Genomic DNA, 20,282 nt, shown 5'->3' on the forward strand with positions numbered 1-20,282 from the left:
ATCACGCCCGCTGGCGAGCCAGTTCCTCGTTGGCGATCCCGACCATCGCGAGCAGTTCCGCCCGACCCGCGCCATCGCGAGCCTGAACCGACATGCCCTGGATGATCGCCCCGACGAAGCGGGCGAGCGCGGCAGGGTCAGCGGCGGATGACAGCTCTCTCTCCGCCTTGGCGCGTTCCAGCCTTTCGCGGATGCGCGCGATCGTCGCCTCCCGCATCGCCGACACCATCCTGGAAACGGGATCATTCTCCACCGCGCAGCCGAGTACGGCGGTCGAGATCATGCAACCCGGCGGATAAGAGGCGTCGGTGAACAGGGCGGCCTGCGCCTCCAGCCAGGCGGTCAGCGTGCCCAGCACGCCGGGCGCGGCGAGCATGTCGTCGGTCAGGGTCGCGAAGGCCGTACCGTACCAGCCCAGCGCCTCCCGATAGAGATCGGCCTTCGAGCCGAAGGCGGCATAGAGGCTCTGCGGCGTGATCCCCATCGCGGCCGTCAGATCCATGATCGAGGCGCCTTCGTAGCCGAGCCGCCAGAAGGTCTCCCCCGCCTTTGCCAGCACATCCGCGCGGTCGAACGCCGGCGGTCGACCACGGCGTCGCGCCGGAGCCTCTCTATTTTTCACATCGTTCACTCTAGAATTCCATCACCAGTCGTGCTTTATGGAGCGATCATAGTGATAATACAGGACGCCTCTCGATGAGTCAGCATTCTTCTCGCAGCGCCAGGATCGATGGGGCCATCGACCGGGCCCTTGCGGACAACAGGCTCGTCGGCGCGGTGGTCCTCGTCGCCCGGCACGGCAAGATCACCTACAGGCGCGCGGCCGGCTTCCTCGATCGCGAGGCGGGGGCGCCAATGCGCGACGATGCGATTTTCCGCTTCGCCTCGGTATCGAAACCGTTCGTGACAGCGGCCGCGATGCGCCTCGTCGAACGCGGCGTGATCGCGCTCGACCAGCCCGTCGTCCGCTGGCTCCCGGATTTCCGTCCCGCCGTGCCGAACGGTGCGAAGCCGCAGATCACGCTGCACCAACTCCTGACGCACACATCGGGTCTGAGCTACGGCTTCCTCGAACCGGAGGGCAGCGCCTATCATCAGCTCGGCATTTCTGACGGTCTCGATCGGCCGGGCCGCGCGATGGACGACAACCTGCATCGGCTGGCGCAGGCACCGCTGGTTTTCGCGCCCGGCACGGGGTGGCGCTATTCGCTCGGCATCGACGTCGTCGGCGCGGTGCTGGAAGCAGCCACCGGCGATCCCCTCGATGCCATCGTCCGCAATGAAATCACCGGCCCGCTGAGGCTTGCCGACACCGGCTTCGCCGTCACCGATCTCTCGCGCCTGGCGGTGCCCTATGCCGATGGCGCTCACGGCCCGGTGCGGATCGAAGGCACAATCACGGTGCCGCTGCCGCCGCAGGCCGGAGATGGCGCAATCCCGTTCACGCCGGCGCGTATCTTCGATCCCGCCTCCTTCCCGTCGGGCGGTGCGGGCATGGCGGGCACGGCGGCCGATCTGTTGACCTTCCTCGAAGTGATCCGCACGGGCGGCGCACCGGTCCTGAAACCGGAAACGGTCGCGGCGATGATGCGCGATCAGGTCGGGCCGCAGGCGGAAACGCAAGGCCCCGGCTGGGGCTTCGGCTATGGCGGGGCCGTCCTCGTCGATCCCGCACCAAGCGGCACACCGCAGGCGGCAGGAACGTTGCAATGGGGCGGCGCCTACGGCCATAACTGGTTCGTCGACCGGGTGAACGGGCTCTCGGTCGTCGCGCTGACCGATACGGCCTTCGAGGGGATGTGCGGACAGTTCGTCACCGATCTGCGGGATGCGATCTATGGCTGATGCGGCGCGTCCTGCGAAAGCGCCGCTGGTCGCGCTGGCGGTCGCGGCCTTCGGCATCGGCACGACCGAGTTCGTCATCATGGGAATGTTGCCGGAGGTGGCGGCCGATCTGCATGTCGGCCTCCCGGCGGCCGGACTGCTCGTGTCGAGCTACGCGCTGGGTGTCGCCTTTGGCGGGCCGGTGCTGGCGGCGCTTCTGGCACGCGTGCCGGCGCGCGCGACGCTCGTCGGGTTGATGGCGCTGTTCATCGCCGGCAACCTCGGCTGCGCCATCGCGCCGACCTACACGCTGCTGATGCTGGCGCGGATCGTCACCGCGCTGTGCCATGCGGCCTTTTTCGGAACGGGAGCGGTGGTCGCGGCAAGGCTCGCCGCGCCGGGCCGCAGTGCTCAGGCGATCGCGCTGATGATCAGCGGCTTGACCATCGCCAATGTCATCGGGGTGCCGCTCGGCACGTTCATCGGTCAGGCGGCGGGATGGCGTGCGACCTTTCTTGCCGTCGCTGGCATCGGCGTCGTCGCGTTCCTCGGCATGGTGCGCCTGCTGCCGCCGGTCGCGGTGGCGCGCGATCTCGTCGCGGAGGTCCGCGTCCTGAAGGCGCCGCAGGTCTGGCTGACGCTTGCGATCAGCACCCTCGCCTCGACCAGCATGTTTGGCTTCTTCACCTACATCACGCCGATTCTGACAAAGCTCGGTGAGGTGGCCAAGGGCGACGTCGGCTATGTGCTGCTGGCGGTCGGCATCGGCCTGACGGCGGGCAATTACCTTGGCGCCCGGCTCGCCGACTGGCGCGCAGGACCAAGCCTCGTCGCAATCCTGGCCGGGGTCGCGACCATACTGCTGATCTTCGCTGCGTTCGGTCGCACGCCGTGGTCCGCGACCGTGATCGTCACACTTTGGGGTATTCTCGCCTTCGCGGTCTGTGCGATCACGCAGGCGATGGTGGTCGAAGCAGCGAGCGCCGCGCCCAACCTCGCCTCTACGCTCAACATCAGCGCCTTCAATCTCGGCAACGCCATCGGAGCGGGGGCCAGCGCCGCCGCCCTATCGGCCGGATGGGGACTGGCGGCCATTCCGCTGGTGGCCGCTTCGGTGGCCGCACTGGCGGCGACGGTGGCGATCATCGCGGTCGTGGTCGTAAAACGCCCCCGCAAGACGTCCCGCACCGAAGCGGCCGGCTAAATGCCATGGGAAATGCGAAGCGTCGGAGCGTTTACGCCACGAACAACCGCCGGTGCTGCATCGGCGTGCGGCCCATCACGCGGCGGAAGGCTGTGCTGAACGCGGCTTCCGATTCATAGCCCACGGAAAAGCCGATGGTGGCGACGCTGTCGCCGCTGCGCTGCAGCCGATCGGCGGCCAGGCGCATCCGCCAGTTCGCCAGATAGTCGAGCGGTGTCTGTCCCACGACATTGCGGAAGCGTTCGGCGAAGGTGGTGCGCGACATGCCGGCCAGAGCCGCAAGTTCCGCCAGCGTCCAGCGGCGTTGCGGCGCGGCGTGCATGGCGCCGAGCGCGCGGGTCAGCCGCTGGTCGGCGAGCGCACCGAGCCAGCCGGACTTTTCGCCGGACGTGAGCCAGAGCCGCAGCACCTGAAGCAGCATGATCTGCGCAAGATGGTCCGCCATCAGCGCGCCGCCGGGCGATCGCTGCTTCAATTCCAGCGCCAGTTGCTCCAGCGACCAGCGCAGCACCGCCGCCTGGCTGGAGGCGTCGCGGATATGGACGATTGGTGGCAGCGCGTCGAACAGCAGCCCGGCGTGATCGCCCTCGAACGCGAAGCGCCCGCCGATCAGGAAGAAGTCGCCGCCGCCATTGCAGGTCGCGATGCCGTCCGCCGCGTGATCGTAGATCGTCGCGGAATCGATGGGCGGCGGCGCGTCTTCCGTGGCGAACAGGAACGGCCGTCCACGGGTGAGCAGGAAACAGTCTCCGGCCTCGATCCGTATCGGCTCTGGTTCGCCGTCCACCCTCACCCAGCAAGCGCCACGCAACACGGTGTTGAACTTGATGCCGTTATGGGCGGGAAACCGGATCGCCCATTCGCCGCCGGCATCGAGCCCTGCGCTGATCGCGGTCCTGGGCCTCAGCAGGGAAAGAACGTCGGACAAGGGGTCCAAAGCGTCAAATCCGTATCATCGCGAAAGATAGTCGGACTGTACGGCATGGATCGTTGGACTGCCATCGCTCATCTTTTCCGAAGCAACACCGACAGGTCCGCAAGGCGCAGGACCGCGTTCAACTTCGGAAGAAGCATCATGACCGATCATCAACAACCATTGGGTTCCGGCTTCGGCCCTCGCACGACGGCCTCGGAGGTGCTCGCGGGCATCGACCTGACCGGCAAGTACGCCATCGTCACCGGCGGGCATTCCGGTCTCGGGTTGGAAACCACCAAGGCGCTGGCGGCCGCCGGAGCGCACGTGCTCGTGGGCGCGCGGACCCCGGTAGCGGCGCGGACGGCGACGCGCGACATTCCCGGCGTGAGCGTGGATGCGCTCGACCTTGGAGACCTCGCCAGCGTCGATCTGTTCGCCAGGCGGCTTCTGGGGTCCGGGCGTCATATCGACATGCTCATCAACAATGCCGGCATCATGGCCTGCCCGGAGACCCGGGTCGGGCCGGGATGGGAAGCGCAATTCGCCACCAACCATCTCGGTCACTTCGTACTGACGAACCGGCTCTGGCCGTTGCTCGACGGCGGCGCGCGCGTCGTATCGGTCTCCTCCGCCGGACATCACGCTTCGCCGATCCGCTGGGACGACGTGCGGTTCGAGCACGGCTATGACAAATGGCTGGCCTATGGGCAGTCGAAGACGGCGAACGCGCTGTTCGCGGTTCACCTCGACCGGATCGGCCGCGATCATGGCATCCGCGCCTTCTCGCTTCATCCCGGCAAGATCTTCACGCCGCTCCAGCGCCATCTGACCCGGAGCGAGATGACCGCCGAGGGCTGGCTCGACGCAAGCGGCAACCCGGCCGATCCGACCTTCAAGACGCCCGCGCAAGGGGCGGCGACACAGGTCTGGGCCGCGACATCGCCCCGGCTCGACGGCCTCGGCGGACTCTACTGCGAGGACTGCGACATCGCCATCCGCGCGGAAACGGCGGACGAACCGTTCGTCGGCGTCAAAGCCTATGCCACCGACCCGGAAGAAGCCGAACGGCTGTGGGAACTGTCGGCCGAGACGACACAAATCGCAACGGCTGGATAGACATCAATGTTGGGACGAACAGCCACGCCATCTTCGTGGAAAATTTATCGGAACGGACAAGCTCCCACCAGATCAGCGGCACACCCAGTGGCACTGGCTGGTGGAACAGGCGTAAGCATCATCATGACCGACGAGCCCAGCGATCTCCTTGAGTTCATCCGAAGACGGCCCCGCCTTCCACCGCAAACACCGTCTCGACAGCGCCCTGACTGCTTCTGACCATACCGCTGCCCGATCGCTGTCGATATCCAAGTCTCTGCGTCGATCAGCCGGGCGGGCCGTTCATCATGATAATCTCGTCCAGAGCGACATCCCAATCTGCACGGCTGGCGCAACAGATATGTGCCGTCGGTCGTATCCAGATGGGACCATCGAGGCAGCCGGCGGGAACCTGAAGCATGGCACCGTCCATCTGAACATCCGGAAGCGCCGACCCGCACTCCATACAAAAGCTCCGCTGATGCCGGGTGCCGGGCAGCTTGAAGATTTTGACTTCAGCCTCGCCCGCTAGCCAATGAAGTGTTGCGCCAGACGCGAAGAGATTGGCGCCATGGGCCGTGCCGCTTCCCTTTCGGCATCGAGAGCAACGGCAGAGGAAGAAGCTGTCGAAGGATCCGTTGATCTCGAAGCATACTGTTCCGCAAAGACAGGAGCCGGAAATGTTGGACTGGTTCGTGGACGCCGCGCACATGCGCCTTTCGCTACTGCCCATGACGAACCTGGTCCGGTGATATGGTCGCGGTTTTCCGATCGCCGGGTGGATGTCACCACCCGGCGCGGCATCCTGTCCGCTACGATCGCCAAACACCATGCATCCCGGAAGCCCGTCCGGGAACGGCGCTTCGTCATGGCTTGCGTGCCCGTACCATCCAGCAGGCGGCACCGAACCGCGCGACTTCACCAACGACGAAGGGCGCAAATGCCTCGTCCAGCGCCGTTTCGAGCCTGATCCGTTCCGCGTCGTCCAGACGGGGCAGGATGGTCCCGATGCGGCCCATGCGTCGCGCGTAGACAGGCAGCTCCTTCGCGCTCAGTTCGCAGGGCACGGCGATGGGGCGGATATCGATGGTATCCCAACCCGCATCGGTGAGGATGCCATGCACCCGACCGTCATCGGCGAAGGCGAACTGGCCGGGCGCATGCGGGTCGGATGCGGGCTGCGGTCCCAGTATCGCAGCCGCGGCGCGTTCCGCCGTCGCCATGAACCTGTTGTCGCCGGGGCTGCGCCACACGATACAGGCCAGCGTGCCGGCGGGACGGAGTGCGCGGCGGATATTGGCGAACGCCGCAACGGGATCGTCGAAGAACATCACGCCGAAGCGCGAGACGATCGCGTCATAGGCTTCGGGATCGAAATCGTGGCGCTGCGCGTCGGCACACAGGAAGCGCGCATTGCCCAGCCCGGTGGCGATGGCCCGGTCACGCGCTACCTTTACCAAAGCTTCGGAAATGTCGATGCCGGTGCATGTCCCCGATGGGCGCAGCACTTCCGCAATGGCCAGGCTCGTCGCGCCCGCGCCGCACCCGATATCGAGCACGTCCTGCACGCCTTGCGCCAACATCATATCCGCCAATATCCGTTCGAACGGCAGGAACAGCCCGTCGAGCATCGGCTGTAACGCGACCCACGCGTTGCCGCGCCCTGTGGTCCAGCCTGCCGGGTCGGGCTGCCGACGGTCCATCATGTCCTCCTTGTGACCACTCCTGATTCGGGTCATTCTGCCACTTCAAGTCAACTTGAGGTCAAGATGGCATTGTTCGATATCGCCGAAGTCGGCCGGCGCAGCGGCGTGCCGGCCTCCACGCTGCGTTTCTACGAGGAAAAGGGGCTGATCGAATCAATCGGTCGTCGCGGGCTGCGCCGCACGTTCGACGTCGACGTGTTCGAACGACTGTCGCTGATCGCATTGGGGCGATCGGCGGGTTTCTCGCTGGAAGAGATCGGCGGCATGCTGCGTCGCGATGGCGGGCCCGAGATCGACCGGGCGCAACTGCTGATGAAGGCCGATGAGATCGACCGGACGATCCGCCGGCTCCGCGCATTGCGCAACGGGTTACGTCACGCGGCAGCGTGCGAAGCGCCCAGTCATGCGCAATGCCCGACCTTCCGACGCCTCATGGCCGTCGCGGCGGAGCGTGCGCGCAAGACCGGGCGGCGAGTAAGATAGCGGCGGCCGCGAGGTGGAGATGTATCATAAAGTGAATGACGAAGGGCCAGGCCGGGAAAGCTAGGCCTTCCTCGCAACGATCGCGTGCATCCTGCCCGACGGCCTGTCCTGCTCGATAGCAAATCCCAGGCCTTCCAGTTCCGCAACGAGCCCGGACGGCTTCAAGCGCAGCTTGCGGTAGCTGCTCTTGTGAAGCGTCCATCCGTCCCCGGAGCGGATATGGATCAGGTCGTTGACCACGACCCGTTCTTCCTCATAATCGAGCGCACAGATCATGATGCGCCCGTCATCGGCCCGCACCGGCAGGAATCGGTCAAGCCCGGTCAACTCCATCGAAAGATCGCGGAACGTCAGCGCCAGTTGTCCTCCCGAGCGCAGGCAGGCATGGGCGTCGCGAAACAGCGTCGAGACATCGCGCCTGTCGTCGAGATGCGTCAGCGTATCGCCCATGCAGATGATCGTATCGACACTGGCGTCTTCCACCAATTTCGGGAAGCGGCGCATATCCGCCAGTTCGGTCCGGATGGAACGACGACTGCCCCGATGTCCTTCCAACTCATCGAGGAGGTTGCGGCTCGTGTCGATCGCCAGGATCGTCCTGAAGCCCATCGCATCGAGGGCGATCGTCTGATAACCCGGTCCGCAGCCAAGATCGACGGCGGAGGATCTTACCTCGACACCCAGTTCAAGGAGAAACGCGCGTTGCTCGGCGACCTTCTCATCGAACGACAGTGCATTCATCCATGAATAATGCGCGGCGAGCAGATCATCATAATGACGCTGGACGTCACCGCTCATGTCTTCCTCCCCGCCCATAGCAAGCGCCTGCCTGATACATCGGCGAGCGCCAGAGCGTCGAGCGTGCCTTCGCCAAATATGAAATCTTGCCGGAGTCCACCGCTCCGATATGCTTGCGGTGCGCGGACATCAGGGAAAATCCGTGAGCGAGCGGGTCGCGACACATAACGCGATCAGGATGCTGCCATTTATCGTGGGCGTTTACACCCGGCCTGACCGACACGGCGCTAAAGATCAGCTCGAGCCCAAGTGCGTCCACCACCTTTTTCCATCATCGCTTCCGGATCGCTCGCACGGCGTTGCCGTACACGGCCCATGATGGCATGATATCGGCGCTTCGAGAGACCCGTCATGCGTTATCTGCCGTTGCTCGCCATGCTGCTGCCTGCGGTCGTCACGGAGCAGAGCCCCGCCGTCCCGCGATCGAACATGCCCGTGATCGGCAAAGCGCCGGCCAAGGCGCATTGCGAGCGGCCGGGCGCCCGGCGGGTCGGCGACGCGCCGCCGCCGGGCGTGCGCAAGCTCGGCGAGATGCCGCCGGCCAAGCCGATCTATACCGTGGTGCGCGAGATCGACGGTTGTCCCATACCGGTCAGCGTCCGCGCGCGATGACGGTCAGGGGCGGCTGACGATCCCGCCCGGCAGCGGCGCGGGCACGCCGGTCGTGCCGGGGAAGCTGATCGGCAGGCCGTTGAGCGTCCGCACCGCCATATAGGCGAAGCCTTCCGCCTCCATCGCATCGCCGTTCCAGCCCAACGCGTCGCTCGGTTCGGGCACCAACCCGGTGCGTTCGGCGATCATGCGCAATAGCGTCGGATTGTGGCGGCCGCCGCCAGCGACGATCAGCCGCTTCGGCCGCGCCGGCAGCCGGTCGATCGCCTCGGCGACGCTCGCCGCGGTGAAGGCGGTCAGCGTCGCCGCGCCGTCTGCCGCGGCGAGGCCGCGCGCCGGCTGGATGGTGAAATCGTTCCGGTCGAGGCTCTTGGGCGGCGGCGCCGCGAAATAGGGATGGTCGAGCATCGCGGTCAGCACCGTCTCGTCGATCCGCCCCGCCGCGGCGAGCGCACCGCCGTCGTCGTAGCGTGCGCCGGTCTCCGCCTCGACCCAGCTGTCGATCAGGCCATTGGCAGGGCCGGTGTCGAAGGCGATCAGCGCGCCGTCTTCGCCGACATAGGTGATGTTGCCGATTCCGCCCAGGTTGAGCACCGCGACCGGCATGTCCAGCGTCGCGGTCAGCGCGGCATGATAGACCGGCAGCAGCGGCGCACCCTGCCCGCCCGCCGCGACGTCGGCGCTGCGCAGGTCGCTGACCACCGCGATGCCGGTCGCGCGCGCCAGCACCGCGCCGTCGCCGATCTGCCATGTCCAGCCGCGGTCGGGGCGGTGCGCGACGGTCTGGCCGTGATAGCCGATCACGCCGACGTCCGCCGCGGCGATGCCGGCCTCGCGCAACAACTTGTGAACCGCGAAGGCGTGCGTCCGGTCGATCAGCTCGCCCGCCGCGACCAGATCGGGGCTGGCGCGCGGCCGGTCGAAGGTGAGCGCCAGCGCGGTCGCCGCCGCCAGTTGCGCACGCGCCGCATCCGAATAGGGCTCGCCGCGGAACGCAAGCGCCCGCACCGCGCCCTCGCCATCGGTCTCGATCAGCGCCGCATCGATTCCGTCGAGCGACGTTCCGGACATCAACCCTATTGCCAGCATCGGTGCATCACTCCCCTGTCGCCGCTGTGCCGCCTGCACCCGCCGCTGTCGAGCGACGAACCGCACCGCCCGCGGCACCATCTGGCAAAAGCGCGCCGAAACGCCTATGTGCGCGTCTCTCATGGCAACTCGTCTCCCCTCCCCGCCGCGCGTCGGCATGGTGTCGCTCGGCTGTCCCAAGAATCTGGTCGACAGCGAACGCATCCTCACGCAGCTGCGCGCCGACGGCTATCAGATGTCCGCCGATTATGCCGGCGCCGACGTCGTGCTGGTCAATACCTGCGGCTTCCTCGATTCCGCCAAGGAAGAGAGCCTCGAGGCGATCGGCGAGGCGATCGCGGAGAACGGCCGCGTCATCGTCACCGGCTGCATGGGCAAGGAGGCCGAGGTCATCCGCGCCCGCTTCCCGCAGGTGCTCGCGGTCACCGGCGCGCATCAGTACGAACAGGTCGTCGAGGCGGTGCACGAGGCGGCGCCCGCCAATCTGTCGCCGTACATCGACCTGATCCCCGACGCCGGGCTCAAGCTGACGCCACGCCATTACAGCTATCTCAAGATTTCGGAGGGCTGCAACCACCGCTGCTCCTTCTGCATCATCCCCTCGCTGCGCGGCGACCTCGTCAGCCGCCGCCCCGACGCGATCCTGCGCGAGGCGGAAAAGCTGGTCGCCGCGGGGACGAAGGAATTGCTGGTCATCAGCCAGGACACCTCTGCCTACGGCATCGACATCCGCAAGGAACCTCGGATGTGGAAGGGGCAGGAGGTCGTGCCGCACATGACCGATCTCGCCCGCGAGCTCGGCAAGATCGCACCGTGGGTGCGGCTCCACTACGTCTACCCCTATCCGCACGTCGATCAGGTCATCCCGCTGATGGCGGAGGGGCTGGTGCTCCCCTATCTCGACATCCCGTTCCAGCATGCCGCGCCGTCGGTACTCAAGCGGATGAAACGCCCCGGCAACGACGCCAAGGTGCTGCAACGCATCCATCAGTGGCGCGACATCTGCCCGGATATCGCGATCCGCTCGACCTTCGTCGTCGGCTTCCCCGGCGAGACCGAGGCGGATTTCGAGTATCTGCTCGACTGGCTTGATGAGGCGCAGCTCGACCGTGTCGGCGCGTTTCGGTTCGAACCCGTCGAGGGCGCCGCGGCGAACCTTCTTCCCGATCACGTACCGGAGGAGCTCAAGGAAGAGCGCTACCAGCGGATCATGGCCAAGACCGCGGCGATCAGCGCCGCCAAGCTCGCCGCCAAGATCGGCCGCACCCTCCCCGTCATCATCGACGAGGTCGGCGACGAGGGCGCCACCGGCCGCAGCCAGGCCGACGCCCCCGAGATCGACGGCCAAGTCTTCCTGCGCGACGCCGCGCACCTCTCGGTCGGCGACATCGTTCCCGTCGCCATCGAGGATGCCGACGAGCACGATCTGTACGGCGTGCCGGTTTGATTGCTCCGCCTGTCTTCGCGCATCCTTTCACACGGCAATAAAGCGGGTACCAATCAAGCACCTGAGTGAAGTCCTCCGCGATTGGCGCATCAGCCCGATCGGGAATGACCCAAGCGTGAAGATTTCACTATCGTTACGACGAGCCGATGTGGCAGCCTGCGCCGCATGCCGTTCAAGACCATCGCCGCGCTGGCGCTCGCCATCACCCCCGCCGCCGTCGCCGCACAGGCGCTCACTCCCGCCGAACTGACCGCGATCGACAAGGTCGTCGCCGATGGCCTCGCGGCCACCGGCACGCCATCGGCGCAGGTCGCGATCGTGCGCGGGGGCCGGATCGTGCTGACCAAGGCGTACGGCAAGCAATCGGACACCGCGCCCGCGCGCACCGATGCGCCCTATCAGATCGCGTCGATCTCCAAGCAGTTCACCGCCGCCGCGCTGTTGCTGCTCGAGGACGACGGCAAGCTGTCGATGGACGATACCGTCGCCAAGTGGCTGCCGAGCATCAGCGGCGGCGACAAGATCACCATCCGCCAGCTGCTCAGCCACACCTCGGGCCTGCAGGATTACTGGCCGCAGGATTACAGCTTCGCCGCGATGGAGAAACCAACGACGCCGCAGGCGATCGTCGATCGCTGGGCGAAGAAGCCGCTCGACTTCGCGCCGGGTACCCAGTGGCAATATTCGAATACCGGCTATGTCGTCGCCGGGCTGATCGCGGAGAAGGCGGCGGGCGAACCATTGCTGGCGTTACTGCAACGCCGCGTCTTCGCGCCGCTCGGCATGACCGCGATCGATCAGGACAAGGCGATCGGTGGCGGCTTCCCGGTCGGCTATCACCGCAACGCACTCGGGCCCGTCCGGGTGGCGCCGCCGCCCGCCGATGGCTGGCTGTTCGCCGCGGGCGAATTGTCGATGAGCGCAGGCGACCTTGCCAAATGGGACGTCGCGCGATTGAACCGCAGCCTGCTGCCCGCCGACGACTGGGCGGCGCAGGAAAAGCCGGTGCTGCTCGCCGACGGCAGCACGACCAATTACGGCCTCGGCGTCAGCCTCGGCAAGCGCGGTGGCCAGCCGTACGTGGAGCATAGCGGCGAGGCGGTCGGCTTCCTGTCCGAAAACATCGTCTTTCCCGACCAGAAGGCGGCGATCGTCGTGCTGACCAACGCCGATTTCGGCGACGCCTTCGTCACGATCGCGCAGGGGCTCGCCAAAATCGTCGTCCCCGGCAATGCCGATGCGGCCGAGGCGGCGAAGACCAAAGCGGCACGCGCGTTGTTCGATTCGCTGCGGGGCGGCACGCTCGATCGTCGGCTGCTGACCGCCAACGCCTCCTATTATTTCACGCCGCAGGTGCTCGCCGATTACCGCACCAGCCTGTCGCCGCTGGGCGAGCCGACCGGGTTCGAGTTGGCGAGCCCGAAGCGGCTGCGCGGCGGCTTCGTGCAGCGGCGCTACACCGTCACCTATCCCAAGCGGAAGCTGTCGATCGGCACCTTCGCCGAGCCGGACGGCGCCGAACGCTACGAACAGTTCCTCGTGTCCCCGGCCAACTGATGCCCGACACATTGCTCCAGCCCGACCGCGGCCAGCCCGCGCGGACCATCGACTGGGTCGCGCCCGACGGTTATGATGTCTGGCTCGGCCAGCAGCCGCCGCGGGTGCGCATCGCGCTCGCCGCGCAGCGCTTTACCGGCAAGACTGGTGCCCATGCGATCTACGCCGATAACGAGGACGTGCGCGCGATCGTCGTGGCGAAGGCGGCCGGTCCGTGGACGCTCGCCAGGCTCGTCGAGGCGCTGCCCGCGGGCACCTATCGCGTCGCCGCGCCGATCGGCGACGCGGCGCTCGGCTGGCTGCTCGGCCAATATCGCTTCGACCGCTATCGCAAGGCGGAGGATGCCGGTCCGCGCATCCTGCTGACCGCCGACGCCGCAGGGATCGAGGAGACGCTGCGCATCGCCGCGGCGACGCGGCTGGTCCGCGACCTCGTCAACACCGGCGCGGGCGACCTCGGCCCCGCCGAGCTGGAGGATGCGGTCGCGCGGCTCGCCAGCGAACATGGCGGGATGCTCAGCGTCACGCGCGGCGATGCGCTCGCGACCGGCTATCCGATGATCCACGCGGTCGGGCAGGCGGCGGTCAAGGAACGCTGCCCCCGGCTGATCGAACTCGAATGGGGCGACCCAGCGCATCCGCGCATCGCACTGGTCGGCAAGGGCGTGGTGTTCGACACCGGCGGGCTCGACATCAAGCCGTCCGCCGGCATGCGGCTGATGAAGAAGGACATGGGCGGCGCCGCGCACGCGCTGGCGCTCGCCGGGCTGGTGATGGCCGCGCGCCTGCCGGTGCGGCTCCACCTGCTGATCCCGGCGGTCGAGAACGCCATCGCCGGCAACGCCTTCCGCCCCGGCGACGTGCTGCGCAGCCGCGCGGGGCTGACGGTGGAGAACACCAACACCGATGCCGAGGGGCGGCTGATCCTCGGCGACGCGCTGACCAAGGCGGGCGAGGGCAAGCCCGAACTGATCCTCGATTTCGCGACGCTCACCGGCGCGGCGCGGGTGGCGCTCGGCCCCGATCTGCCGCCGCTGTTCACTGACGACGACGCGCTGGCGGACGAATTGCTCGCGGCCGGGATCGCGCTCGACGACCCGTTGTGGCGGCTGCCGTTGTGGGACGGCTATGACGAGATGCTGAAATCGGACATCGCCGACATGGTCAACGCGCCCGACGGCGGCTTCGCGGGTGCGATCACCGCCGCGCTGTTCCTGCGCCGGTTCGTGCCGGCCGGTGTCGCCTGGGCGCATATGGACGTCTTCGCGTGGCGGCCGGCGGGCAAGCCGGGGCGACCGAAAGGCGGCGACGCCTACGCTCTGCGTGCCTGCTTCGTGGTGCTGAAGCAGCGCTACGGTCGATAAGATCCCTCGTCACCCCGGACTGTTCCGGGGTCCACTCCGCGGCGAGGCGAGTGGCTCGCGAGTCTTTCCGCGCGCTTGCGGAACGGTGGACCCCGGAACAAGTCCGGGGTGACGAGGGGGTTGGGGAAACCCTATCGATCCACCGCCGGCGGATCGATGTCCCATTGCTGGTCGCGCAGCACGGTCGATCGCACCGGTTTGCCGGCGGCATCGCGCCACGGATCGTAACGGAAGCGCTTTTCGATCGCCCGGCACGTCGCCTGGTCCATCAGCGCACTGCCGCTCGACCGCGCGATCGTGCAGCCTGTGACGCGGCCGTTGGTCTCGACGCGGTAGCGCACGCCGACGACGCCGCGAAAGCCGGTGTCGAGCACGAACTCGGGAATGTCCGATCCCTTGATCCGCCCGCTGACCAGCCGCGGCACGCGCTCAAGGCCGCTGCCGTCGCCATCGCCGTCCCCGCCTGCACCATGGCCGTCGCCGATCCCGCCCGCGCCCGTCCCCGGGCCCGCCCGATCGGACGCGCCGGAGCTCGCCTGCACGCCGATGTAGGGCAGCGGTGCGACCACCATCGGCGGCGGCGGCACGACCTGGACGATCGGCACCGGCGCGGTGACCTCGGTCGCCTTGGAGCGGAGGTTGGGCGGCGATGCCTTGCCGCTCGCACGGTTGATCTTCGTGGGCGGCGGCACGATCCGTTCGGGCGGCGGCGGATCGGGCGTCACGTCGAACGTCGCCAGCACCTGCTGCGGCAGGTCGGGCGCCCCGCGGAACGCCAGCCCGAGCAGCAGCGCATAGCCGAGCGCCGCCACGATTACCGCGGTCAGCACCGCGGCGCCGAGCCGTTCGTGCGGTGAGGGGCCGTAAGTCATCATCGGAAAGATGATACCGCAGGCTGCCTTTCGCAACGCTGACCGCCGCCGCCCCGTTCGTGCCGAGCTTGTCGAAGCACAGCGCTCCACCTGCGACGACGGTGCGTGCGAGCCCCAGCCCTTCGACAAGCTCAGGGCGAACGGAGGAAGGGTGTGGCTCCTACAGTCCCGCCGCCGCCTCGACGATCGGCACGAACTTCGCTGCGGTCAGGCTGGCGCCGCCGACCAGCGCGCCGTCGACGTTGTCGCAGGCCAGGATCGTCGCGGCATTCTCGCCGGTCACCGACCCACCATACAGGATACGCACGCCATCGGCGGCATCGCCGATCAGCATCCTGAGCTTCGCGCGCGCGATCGCATGGATCGCTGCGATCTGCTCCAGTGTCGGCGTGCGCCCCGTGCCGATCGCCCAGCGCGGTTCGTAGGCGAGCGTGAACCAGCTGCCGTCGGCATTGTCCGGCACCGATTTCTCGATCTGCGCCTGCACCACGCGCTCGGCGCGATCGGCGTCGCGCTCCGCCTCGGTCTCGCCGCAGCAGGAGATGACGTGCAGCCCCTGACGATGCGCCGCCGCCGCCTTGGCCCAGGCATCGTGGCTGGTCTCGCCCTGATCCATCCGCCGCTCGCTATGGCCGACGATGGTGAAGCGCGCGCCGGCCTCCGCGACCATCGCCGCCGAGACGCAGCCGGTGTGTGCGCCGCTCGCCGCCTCGTGCACGTCCTCCGCGCCGATCGCCAGACCGGGCGCACGCTCGGCCGCCGGTGCGATCAGCGTGAACGGCACCGCGACGGCGACGTCCACCCCCGGTGCCGCCGCCGCGGCCGCCGCGATGGCGTCCAGTTCGGCGAGCGTGGCCCGCGAACCGTTCATCTTCCAATTGCCCGCCACGAGCTTGCGCCGCGTCATCCGACCTCCTGTTTTACACGTTAAACACGCAATGCCTCCCCCCATGCTTGATGGCAAGCCGCCTCCCCCCTAAAGCGTGCGGCATCTGCCAAGGGACGATCGACCTCTCCATGCTCAGCTTCTTCCGCCGGATCATCAATTCCAAGGCCGGCATCGTCGTCACCTTCATCGTGCTCGGCGTCATCGCGCTGGCCTTCGCGGCGGGCGACATCACCGGCCTCGGCGGCAATTCGACGCGCCTGTCGGGCGACGCGGTCGCGACCGTCGGCGGCACCAAGGTGGCCGCCGCCGAGCTGCGCAGCCGCGTCCAGACCGAGCTGCAGGGCGTGCGCCAGCAGAACCCGACCGCGACGATGGAACAGCTGCTCGAACAGGGCGGCCTGCAATCGACGCTCGACCGGACGATCAATGGCCTTGCCTTGGAGCGCTTCGGGCAGGATCAGGGCATGGTCGTCAGCAAGCGCTCGATCGACGGCGTCATCGCCGGCATCCCGGGCCTGCGCGGCCCCAACGGCCAGTTCGATCCGGCCAATTACCAACGCCTGCTCGCCGACCAGAAGCTGACCGACGCGCAAGTCCGCACCGACATCGCGCGCGACATCATCGCGCAGCAGCTGATGCTGCCCAACCAGGGCGCGACGCAGGTGCCGATGAAGGTCGCGCTGCCCTATGCCTCGCTGATGCTCGAGAAGCGCACCGGCCAGATCGCGTTCGTCCCCGCCAAAGCGGTCGATACCGGCGCCGCACCGACCGACGCCGAGCTGCAGGCCTTCTACAAGCGCAACATCGCGCGCTACACGATCCCCGAACGCCGCATCGTCCGCTACGCGCTCGTCTCGCCCGAACAGGTGAAGGCGCGCGCGGTGCCGACCGAGGCGGAGGTCGCCGCGGCCTACAGGCAACAAGCGCCGCGTTTCGCCGCCGCCGAGAAGCGCACGATCGCGCAGGTCGTCGTCGCGGATCAGGCCGGTGCCAACGCGCTTGCCGCCAAGGTGAAAAGCGGCACGCCGCTCGCCGACGCCGCGCGCGCTGCCGGCCTCGAACCCGCGGTGCAGACCAGCGTGACCAAGGCCGCTTATGCCGCCGCCAGCAGCGCGGCCATCGCCGACGCCGCCTTCGCTGCGCAGCGCGGCGGCGTGGTCGGCCCGATCCGCGGCCCGCTCGGCTGGGTCGTCGCGCGTGTCGACGGCATCGAACAGGTGGCCGGCAAGACGCTGGAGCAGGCGCGTCCCGAGCTGGTCGCCGAACTGTCGAAGCAGAAGCTGCAACAGGCGCTGTCGGACGTCCACGACAAGCTCGACGACGCGCTCGCCAAGAACGCGACCTTCGACGAGGCGGTCGCCGACCAGAAGCTGAGCGGCCAGACCACGCCGGCGCTGCTCGCCAATGGCGGCAATCCCGACGCACCGACGGCGCAGACCGATCCGGGAATCGCGCCCGTCGTCGCCGCGGCCTTCCAGATGACCGAGGGCGATCCCGCACAGCTGGTGCCGGTCGGCCAGGACGGGGGCTTCGCGGTCGTCGCGATCGGCCGCGTCGTCGCCGCTGCGCCGCGTCCGCTGGCGCAGGTCCGCGCGCAGGTCGCCGCCGACGTCACCGCCGATCGCGCCCGCGCTGCTGCGCGCAAGCTCGCCACCGATATCCTCGCCAAGGTGAACAAGGGCACACCCCTGCCCGCGGCAATCGCCGGCGCGGGTCGCGCGCTGCCGCCGGTCCAGCCCGCCGCCGCCACCCGCGCGCAGTTGGCGCAGCAGCAGGGCCAGGTGCCGCCGGCGCTCGCGCTGATGTTCTCGATGACGAAGGGCAACGCGAAATTGCTCGAGGCGCCGAACAATGCCGGCTGGCTGATCGTCAAGCTCGACACGATCGTCCCCGGCAATGCCGCCGGCACGCCCGCCGCCGTCGCCGGCGCGCGCGGCAGCATCGCACGGGTCGTCGGCCGCGAATATGCCGAGCAGTTCGCGCGCGCGGTGCGCAACACCGTCGGCGTCAAGACCGACGCCGCCGCGCTCGCCCGCGTCCGCGCCGACCTGACCGGCACCGGCAACTGAGGGTGAGCGACGCGGTCGATACGCTCGCCGCGGGCCGGCCGGCGTTCGTCTGGCGGCGGCAGGTCGCCGACACCGAAACGCCGGTCGCCGCGGCGCTCAAGCTGATCGAGCCGGGCCGCGGCGACTTCCTGCTCGAATCGGTCGAGGGCGGTGCGACCCGCGGTCGCCACAGCCTGATCGGCCTCGCGCCCGACCTCGTCTTCCGCGCACATGGCAACCGGGCGGAGGTCAACCGGCATTGGGCGACGAACCGCGACGCCTTCGTCCCCGCCGGTACCCCGACGCTGCAGACGCTGCGTGCGCTCGTCGCCGAATGTCGCGCCGACGTGCCCGCAGATCTGCCGCGCGCGCTCGCCTGCCTCGTCGGCTATTTCGGTTACGAGACGATCGGCCTCGTCGAACGGCTCGACGCGCCCGCCGTCGATCCGCTCGGCCTGCCCGACATGCTGTTCGTCCGGCCGACGGTGATCTGCGTGTTCGACCGGCTCGCCGACACGCTGCACCTCGTCGCCCCCGTCTGGCCCGATGCGGCACGCGATCCGGCGCTACTCGTCGCAGAGGCGGAGGACCGGCTCGACGCCACCGCCGCGCGCCTCGCCAACACGCCGCTGCCTGCGCCGGTGCGTACCGACGATGCCGGCCTCGCCTACACACCGGCGATCCCGCCCGAACGCTACGCACGGATGGTGACGCGCGCGCAGGACTATATCGCGGCGGGCGACATCTTTCAGGTCGTGCTCGCCCAGCGTTTCTCGACCCCCTTCGCGCTGCCGCCGTTCGAGCTGTACCGCAGCCTGCGCCGCATCAATCCTTCGCCCTTCCTCTACCACCTCGATCTGCCCGGCTTCGCGCTGATCGGGTCGAGCCCCGAGATCCTCGTCCGCGTCCGCGACGGCCAGATCACCATCCGCCCGATCGCCGGCACCCGCCCGCGTGGGCGTACGGCGGCGGAGGACGAGACGAACCGGGCCAGTCTGCTCGCCGATCCCAAGGAGCGCGCCGAGCATCTGATGCTGCTCGATCTCGGCCGCAACGACGTCGGCCGTGCCGCCGCGCCCGGCAGCGTGCGCGTGACCGCGAGCTACGGCATCGAGCTGTACAGCCACGTCATGCACATCGTCTCGAACGTCGTCGGCGACCTGTCGCCCGCGGCGGATGCGATCGACGCGCTGTTCGCGGGCTTTCCGGCCGGCACGGTCAGCGGCGCGCCCAAGGTCCGCGCCTGCCAGATCATCGCCGAACTGGAGCCCGAACGCCGCGGTGCCTATGCTGGCGGCGTCGGCTATTTCTCACCGGACGGATCGATGGACAGCTGCATCGTCCTGCGCACCGCGATCGTCAAGGACGGCACGATCCACGCCCAGGCCGGCGCCGGCATCGTCGCCGACAGCGTGCCGGAATACGAACAGCGCGAATGCGAGGCGAAGGCGGGCGCGATCCTGGCGGCGGCGCGCGATGCGGTGGCACGGGCGTCGGACGGAGGCTTCGGGCAGTAGCCTGGCGGGAGGGCTTGGACGCTACAAGCACCAACCCCTCCCCGTCATTGCGAGCGCAGCGAAGCAATCCAGGGCGTCCTGGTCCGGCTCTCGATTGCTTCGCTAAGCTCGCAATGACGAACCGGGGGACTGTGCCGGCAGCCTCGCCTCCATCTTTCCGCCGTTCGTGCTGAGCCTGTCGAAGCACAGGTGAGACTCAGGCCCTTCGACAAGCTCAGGGCGAACGGTCGGGGTGAGGCAGGCCCTGCCCCAAGCCCAACCTCTTAGCGCCTTCGCGTCTTCGCGCGAAAACCCCGTTAACCGCCTCGTACGAACCTCAGGGAACCGTCGACTCCGCATCCCGCTGCGCACGCCGTTCCGCCGCCCATTGCTTGTTGGTCATCAGCGCACAGCCGCTTTGCCCACCCGTGCCGACCGGCGAACACGTATCCGGCAGCCCGCCCGCGACGCGCCCGACCTGGTCCTGCGTCGCGACGCGATTGCCCCACGCCTGGTTCTGCGCAGGGATCGGCCCGCTGTCGCGGAACTGCTTGGGGATGCGATAGGGCTGGTCGAGCGTCGAGCAGATGACGATTTCGGTATCGCTGCTCTGCGGGCATTTCTGGCCCGCGCCCAGCGTCACCGCGCGCACCCGCTGCGGCGGCGTCCCCGTCCCTCCGGTATCGGCAGCCGGCGCGGTCTGGGCGCCGGCGACGGCGGGCAGCGCCATCAGGGTAGCGATAAGCAACGGGCGGAACATGACGGGCGTCTCCTTCGCAAGGCTCAACGTGCAGGCGACGCAGTTTCTCCCGGCGCGCGACACGACGATGGCTTTAGCCGCCGCTACATTGCTACAGGATTGCCGCCGCGCAACAGGCGTTG

19 protein-coding genes are annotated in these 20,282 nt (G+C 68.2%); 10 read left to right on the forward strand and 9 right to left on the reverse strand.

The window, feature by feature from the left end:
* Nucleotide 1: 1 nt before the first annotated feature.
* Nucleotides 2-631 (reverse strand): TetR/AcrR family transcriptional regulator, encoded by a 630-nt coding sequence (locus tag M9979_RS00270; RefSeq protein WP_254287323.1) that lies wholly within the window; start codon nucleotides 629-631, stop codon nucleotides 2-4.
* A gap of 65 nt (nucleotides 632-696) precedes the next feature.
* Here M9979_RS00270 and M9979_RS00275 point away from each other — a divergent pair, with 65 nt between their 5' ends.
* Nucleotides 697-1,845: a serine hydrolase domain-containing protein gene (locus M9979_RS00275; RefSeq protein WP_254287324.1), complete on the forward strand. Its 1,149-nt coding sequence runs from the start codon at nucleotides 697-699 to the stop codon at nucleotides 1,843-1,845.
* Nucleotides 1,838-3,028 (forward strand): MFS transporter, encoded by a 1,191-nt coding sequence (locus tag M9979_RS00280; RefSeq protein ID WP_254287325.1) that lies wholly within the window; start codon nucleotides 1,838-1,840, stop codon nucleotides 3,026-3,028. The genes M9979_RS00275 and M9979_RS00280 overlap by 8 nt, the downstream gene beginning before the upstream one ends.
* A gap of 31 nt (nucleotides 3,029-3,059) precedes the next feature.
* Here the strand turns inward: M9979_RS00280 and M9979_RS00285 are convergent, their stop codons facing one another.
* Nucleotides 3,060-3,956 (reverse strand): AraC family transcriptional regulator, encoded by an 897-nt coding sequence (locus M9979_RS00285; RefSeq protein WP_254287326.1) that lies wholly within the window; start codon nucleotides 3,954-3,956, stop codon nucleotides 3,060-3,062.
* 147 nt (nucleotides 3,957-4,103) lie between these two features.
* Between M9979_RS00285 and M9979_RS00290 the strand changes: the two genes are divergently transcribed.
* Nucleotides 4,104-5,060, forward strand: a complete 957-nt coding sequence (locus M9979_RS00290; RefSeq protein ID WP_254287327.1) for an SDR family NAD(P)-dependent oxidoreductase — start codon at nucleotides 4,104-4,106, stop codon at nucleotides 5,058-5,060.
* A gap of 265 nt (nucleotides 5,061-5,325) precedes the next feature.
* On the opposite strand, the gene M9979_RS00295 is transcribed toward M9979_RS00290, so the two are convergent.
* Together M9979_RS00295 and M9979_RS00300 are read right to left on the reverse strand one after the other, a co-directional pair.
* Nucleotides 5,326-5,871: a GFA family protein gene (locus M9979_RS00295; protein ID WP_254287328.1), complete on the reverse strand. Its 546-nt coding sequence runs from the start codon at nucleotides 5,869-5,871 to the stop codon at nucleotides 5,326-5,328.
* Nucleotides 5,872-5,905: 34 nt separating this feature from the next.
* Nucleotides 5,906-6,778 (reverse strand): class I SAM-dependent methyltransferase, encoded by an 873-nt coding sequence (locus tag M9979_RS00300; protein ID WP_254287329.1) that lies wholly within the window; start codon nucleotides 6,776-6,778, stop codon nucleotides 5,906-5,908.
* Nucleotides 6,779-6,808: 30 nt separating this feature from the next.
* Here M9979_RS00300 and M9979_RS00305 point away from each other — a divergent pair, with 30 nt between their 5' ends.
* Nucleotides 6,809-7,228, forward strand: a complete 420-nt coding sequence (locus tag M9979_RS00305) for a helix-turn-helix domain-containing protein (protein ID WP_254287330.1) — start codon at nucleotides 6,809-6,811, stop codon at nucleotides 7,226-7,228.
* 60 nt (nucleotides 7,229-7,288) lie between these two features.
* On the opposite strand, the gene M9979_RS00310 is transcribed toward M9979_RS00305, so the two are convergent.
* Entirely contained in the window at nucleotides 7,289-8,026 is a 738-nt protein-coding gene (locus tag M9979_RS00310; protein WP_254287331.1) for a class I SAM-dependent methyltransferase, read from the reverse strand.
* Between the two features lie 351 nt (nucleotides 8,027-8,377).
* Here M9979_RS00310 and M9979_RS00315 point away from each other — a divergent pair, with 351 nt between their 5' ends.
* Entirely contained in the window at nucleotides 8,378-8,638 is a 261-nt protein-coding gene (locus M9979_RS00315) for a hypothetical protein (RefSeq protein WP_254287332.1), read from the forward strand.
* Between the two features lie 3 nt (nucleotides 8,639-8,641).
* On the opposite strand, the gene M9979_RS00320 is transcribed toward M9979_RS00315, so the two are convergent.
* Complete coding sequence (locus M9979_RS00320; protein WP_254287538.1) at nucleotides 8,642-9,727, reverse strand: anhydro-N-acetylmuramic acid kinase; 1,086 nt, start codon at nucleotides 9,725-9,727, stop codon at nucleotides 8,642-8,644.
* A 121-nt stretch (nucleotides 9,728-9,848) separates the two neighbouring features.
* On the opposite strand from M9979_RS00320, the gene rimO reads away from it, so the two are divergent.
* From rimO to M9979_RS00335, 3 genes are all read left to right on the forward strand, one after another.
* Nucleotides 9,849-11,174: a 30S ribosomal protein S12 methylthiotransferase RimO gene (gene rimO, locus M9979_RS00325; RefSeq protein ID WP_254287333.1), complete on the forward strand. Its 1,326-nt coding sequence runs from the start codon at nucleotides 9,849-9,851 to the stop codon at nucleotides 11,172-11,174.
* Nucleotides 11,175-11,339: 165 nt separating this feature from the next.
* Entirely contained in the window at nucleotides 11,340-12,731 is a 1,392-nt protein-coding gene (locus M9979_RS00330) for a serine hydrolase domain-containing protein (RefSeq protein WP_254287334.1), read from the forward strand.
* Entirely contained in the window at nucleotides 12,731-14,095 is a 1,365-nt protein-coding gene (locus M9979_RS00335; RefSeq protein ID WP_254287335.1) for a leucyl aminopeptidase family protein, read from the forward strand. Before M9979_RS00330 ends, M9979_RS00335 begins: the two co-directional genes overlap by 1 nt.
* Before the next feature lie 131 nt (nucleotides 14,096-14,226).
* Here the strand turns inward: M9979_RS00335 and M9979_RS17185 are convergent, their stop codons facing one another.
* On the reverse strand, nucleotides 14,227-14,970 hold the full coding sequence (locus tag M9979_RS17185) for an energy transducer TonB (RefSeq protein WP_277998320.1): 744 nt from the start codon (nucleotides 14,968-14,970) through the stop codon (nucleotides 14,227-14,229).
* 157 nt (nucleotides 14,971-15,127) lie between these two features.
* On the reverse strand, nucleotides 15,128-15,874 hold the full coding sequence (gene tpiA / locus M9979_RS00350) for a triose-phosphate isomerase (protein WP_254287338.1): 747 nt from the start codon (nucleotides 15,872-15,874) through the stop codon (nucleotides 15,128-15,130).
* Between the two features lie 110 nt (nucleotides 15,875-15,984).
* Here tpiA and M9979_RS00355 point away from each other — a divergent pair, with 110 nt between their 5' ends.
* Both M9979_RS00355 and M9979_RS00360 read left to right on the forward strand, forming a co-directional pair.
* Nucleotides 15,985-17,925 (forward strand): peptidylprolyl isomerase, encoded by a 1,941-nt coding sequence (locus tag M9979_RS00355; RefSeq protein WP_254287339.1) that lies wholly within the window; start codon nucleotides 15,985-15,987, stop codon nucleotides 17,923-17,925.
* 2 nt (nucleotides 17,926-17,927) lie between these two features.
* On the forward strand, nucleotides 17,928-19,421 hold the full coding sequence (locus M9979_RS00360) for an anthranilate synthase component I family protein (protein ID WP_254287340.1): 1,494 nt from the start codon (nucleotides 17,928-17,930) through the stop codon (nucleotides 19,419-19,421).
* Nucleotides 19,422-19,737: 316 nt separating this feature from the next.
* On the opposite strand, the gene M9979_RS00365 is transcribed toward M9979_RS00360, so the two are convergent.
* On the reverse strand, nucleotides 19,738-20,130 hold the full coding sequence (locus M9979_RS00365; protein ID WP_340689035.1) for a hypothetical protein: 393 nt from the start codon (nucleotides 20,128-20,130) through the stop codon (nucleotides 19,738-19,740).
* Nucleotides 20,131-20,282 lie beyond the last annotated feature (152 nt).

The organism is Sphingomonas liriopis (assembly GCF_024211255.1).
In the GTDB taxonomy this organism is placed as follows: domain Bacteria; phylum Pseudomonadota; class Alphaproteobacteria; order Sphingomonadales; family Sphingomonadaceae; genus Sphingomonas; species Sphingomonas liriopis.

What these genes read in the sequence shown, in the direction of transcription:
- M9979_RS00295 (WP_254287328.1), bottom strand. Translation starts at nt 5,871, where the DNA reads ATGGTGTTTGGCGATCGTAGCGGACAGGATGCCGCGCCGGGTGGTGAC.
- M9979_RS17185 (WP_277998320.1), bottom strand. Translation starts at nt 14,970, where the DNA reads ATGATGACTTACGGCCCCTCACCGCACGAACGGCTCGGCGCCGCGGTG.
- M9979_RS00305 (WP_254287330.1), top strand. Translation starts at nt 6,809, where the DNA reads ATGGCATTGTTCGATATCGCCGAAGTCGGCCGGCGCAGCGGCGTGCCG.
- M9979_RS00320 (WP_254287538.1), bottom strand. Translation starts at nt 9,727, where the DNA reads ATGCTGGCAATAGGGTTGATGTCCGGAACGTCGCTCGACGGAATCGAT.
- M9979_RS00335 (WP_254287335.1), top strand. Translation starts at nt 12,731, where the DNA reads ATGCCCGACACATTGCTCCAGCCCGACCGCGGCCAGCCCGCGCGGACC.
- M9979_RS00355 (WP_254287339.1), top strand. Translation starts at nt 15,985, where the DNA reads ATGCTCAGCTTCTTCCGCCGGATCATCAATTCCAAGGCCGGCATCGTC.
- M9979_RS00310 (WP_254287331.1), bottom strand. Translation starts at nt 8,026, where the DNA reads ATGAGCGGTGACGTCCAGCGTCATTATGATGATCTGCTCGCCGCGCAT.
- tpiA (WP_254287338.1), bottom strand. Translation starts at nt 15,874, where the DNA reads ATGACGCGGCGCAAGCTCGTGGCGGGCAATTGGAAGATGAACGGTTCG.
- M9979_RS00275 (WP_254287324.1), top strand. Translation starts at nt 697, where the DNA reads ATGAGTCAGCATTCTTCTCGCAGCGCCAGGATCGATGGGGCCATCGAC.
- M9979_RS00290 (WP_254287327.1), top strand. Translation starts at nt 4,104, where the DNA reads ATGACCGATCATCAACAACCATTGGGTTCCGGCTTCGGCCCTCGCACG.
- M9979_RS00300 (WP_254287329.1), bottom strand. Translation starts at nt 6,778, where the DNA reads ATGACCCGAATCAGGAGTGGTCACAAGGAGGACATGATGGACCGTCGG.
- M9979_RS00315 (WP_254287332.1), top strand. Translation starts at nt 8,378, where the DNA reads ATGCGTTATCTGCCGTTGCTCGCCATGCTGCTGCCTGCGGTCGTCACG.
- M9979_RS00365 (WP_340689035.1), bottom strand. Translation starts at nt 20,130, where the DNA reads ATGGCGCTGCCCGCCGTCGCCGGCGCCCAGACCGCGCCGGCTGCCGAT.
- rimO (WP_254287333.1), top strand. Translation starts at nt 9,849, where the DNA reads ATGGCAACTCGTCTCCCCTCCCCGCCGCGCGTCGGCATGGTGTCGCTC.
- M9979_RS00280 (WP_254287325.1), top strand. Translation starts at nt 1,838, where the DNA reads ATGGCTGATGCGGCGCGTCCTGCGAAAGCGCCGCTGGTCGCGCTGGCG.
- M9979_RS00330 (WP_254287334.1), top strand. Translation starts at nt 11,340, where the DNA reads ATGCCGTTCAAGACCATCGCCGCGCTGGCGCTCGCCATCACCCCCGCC.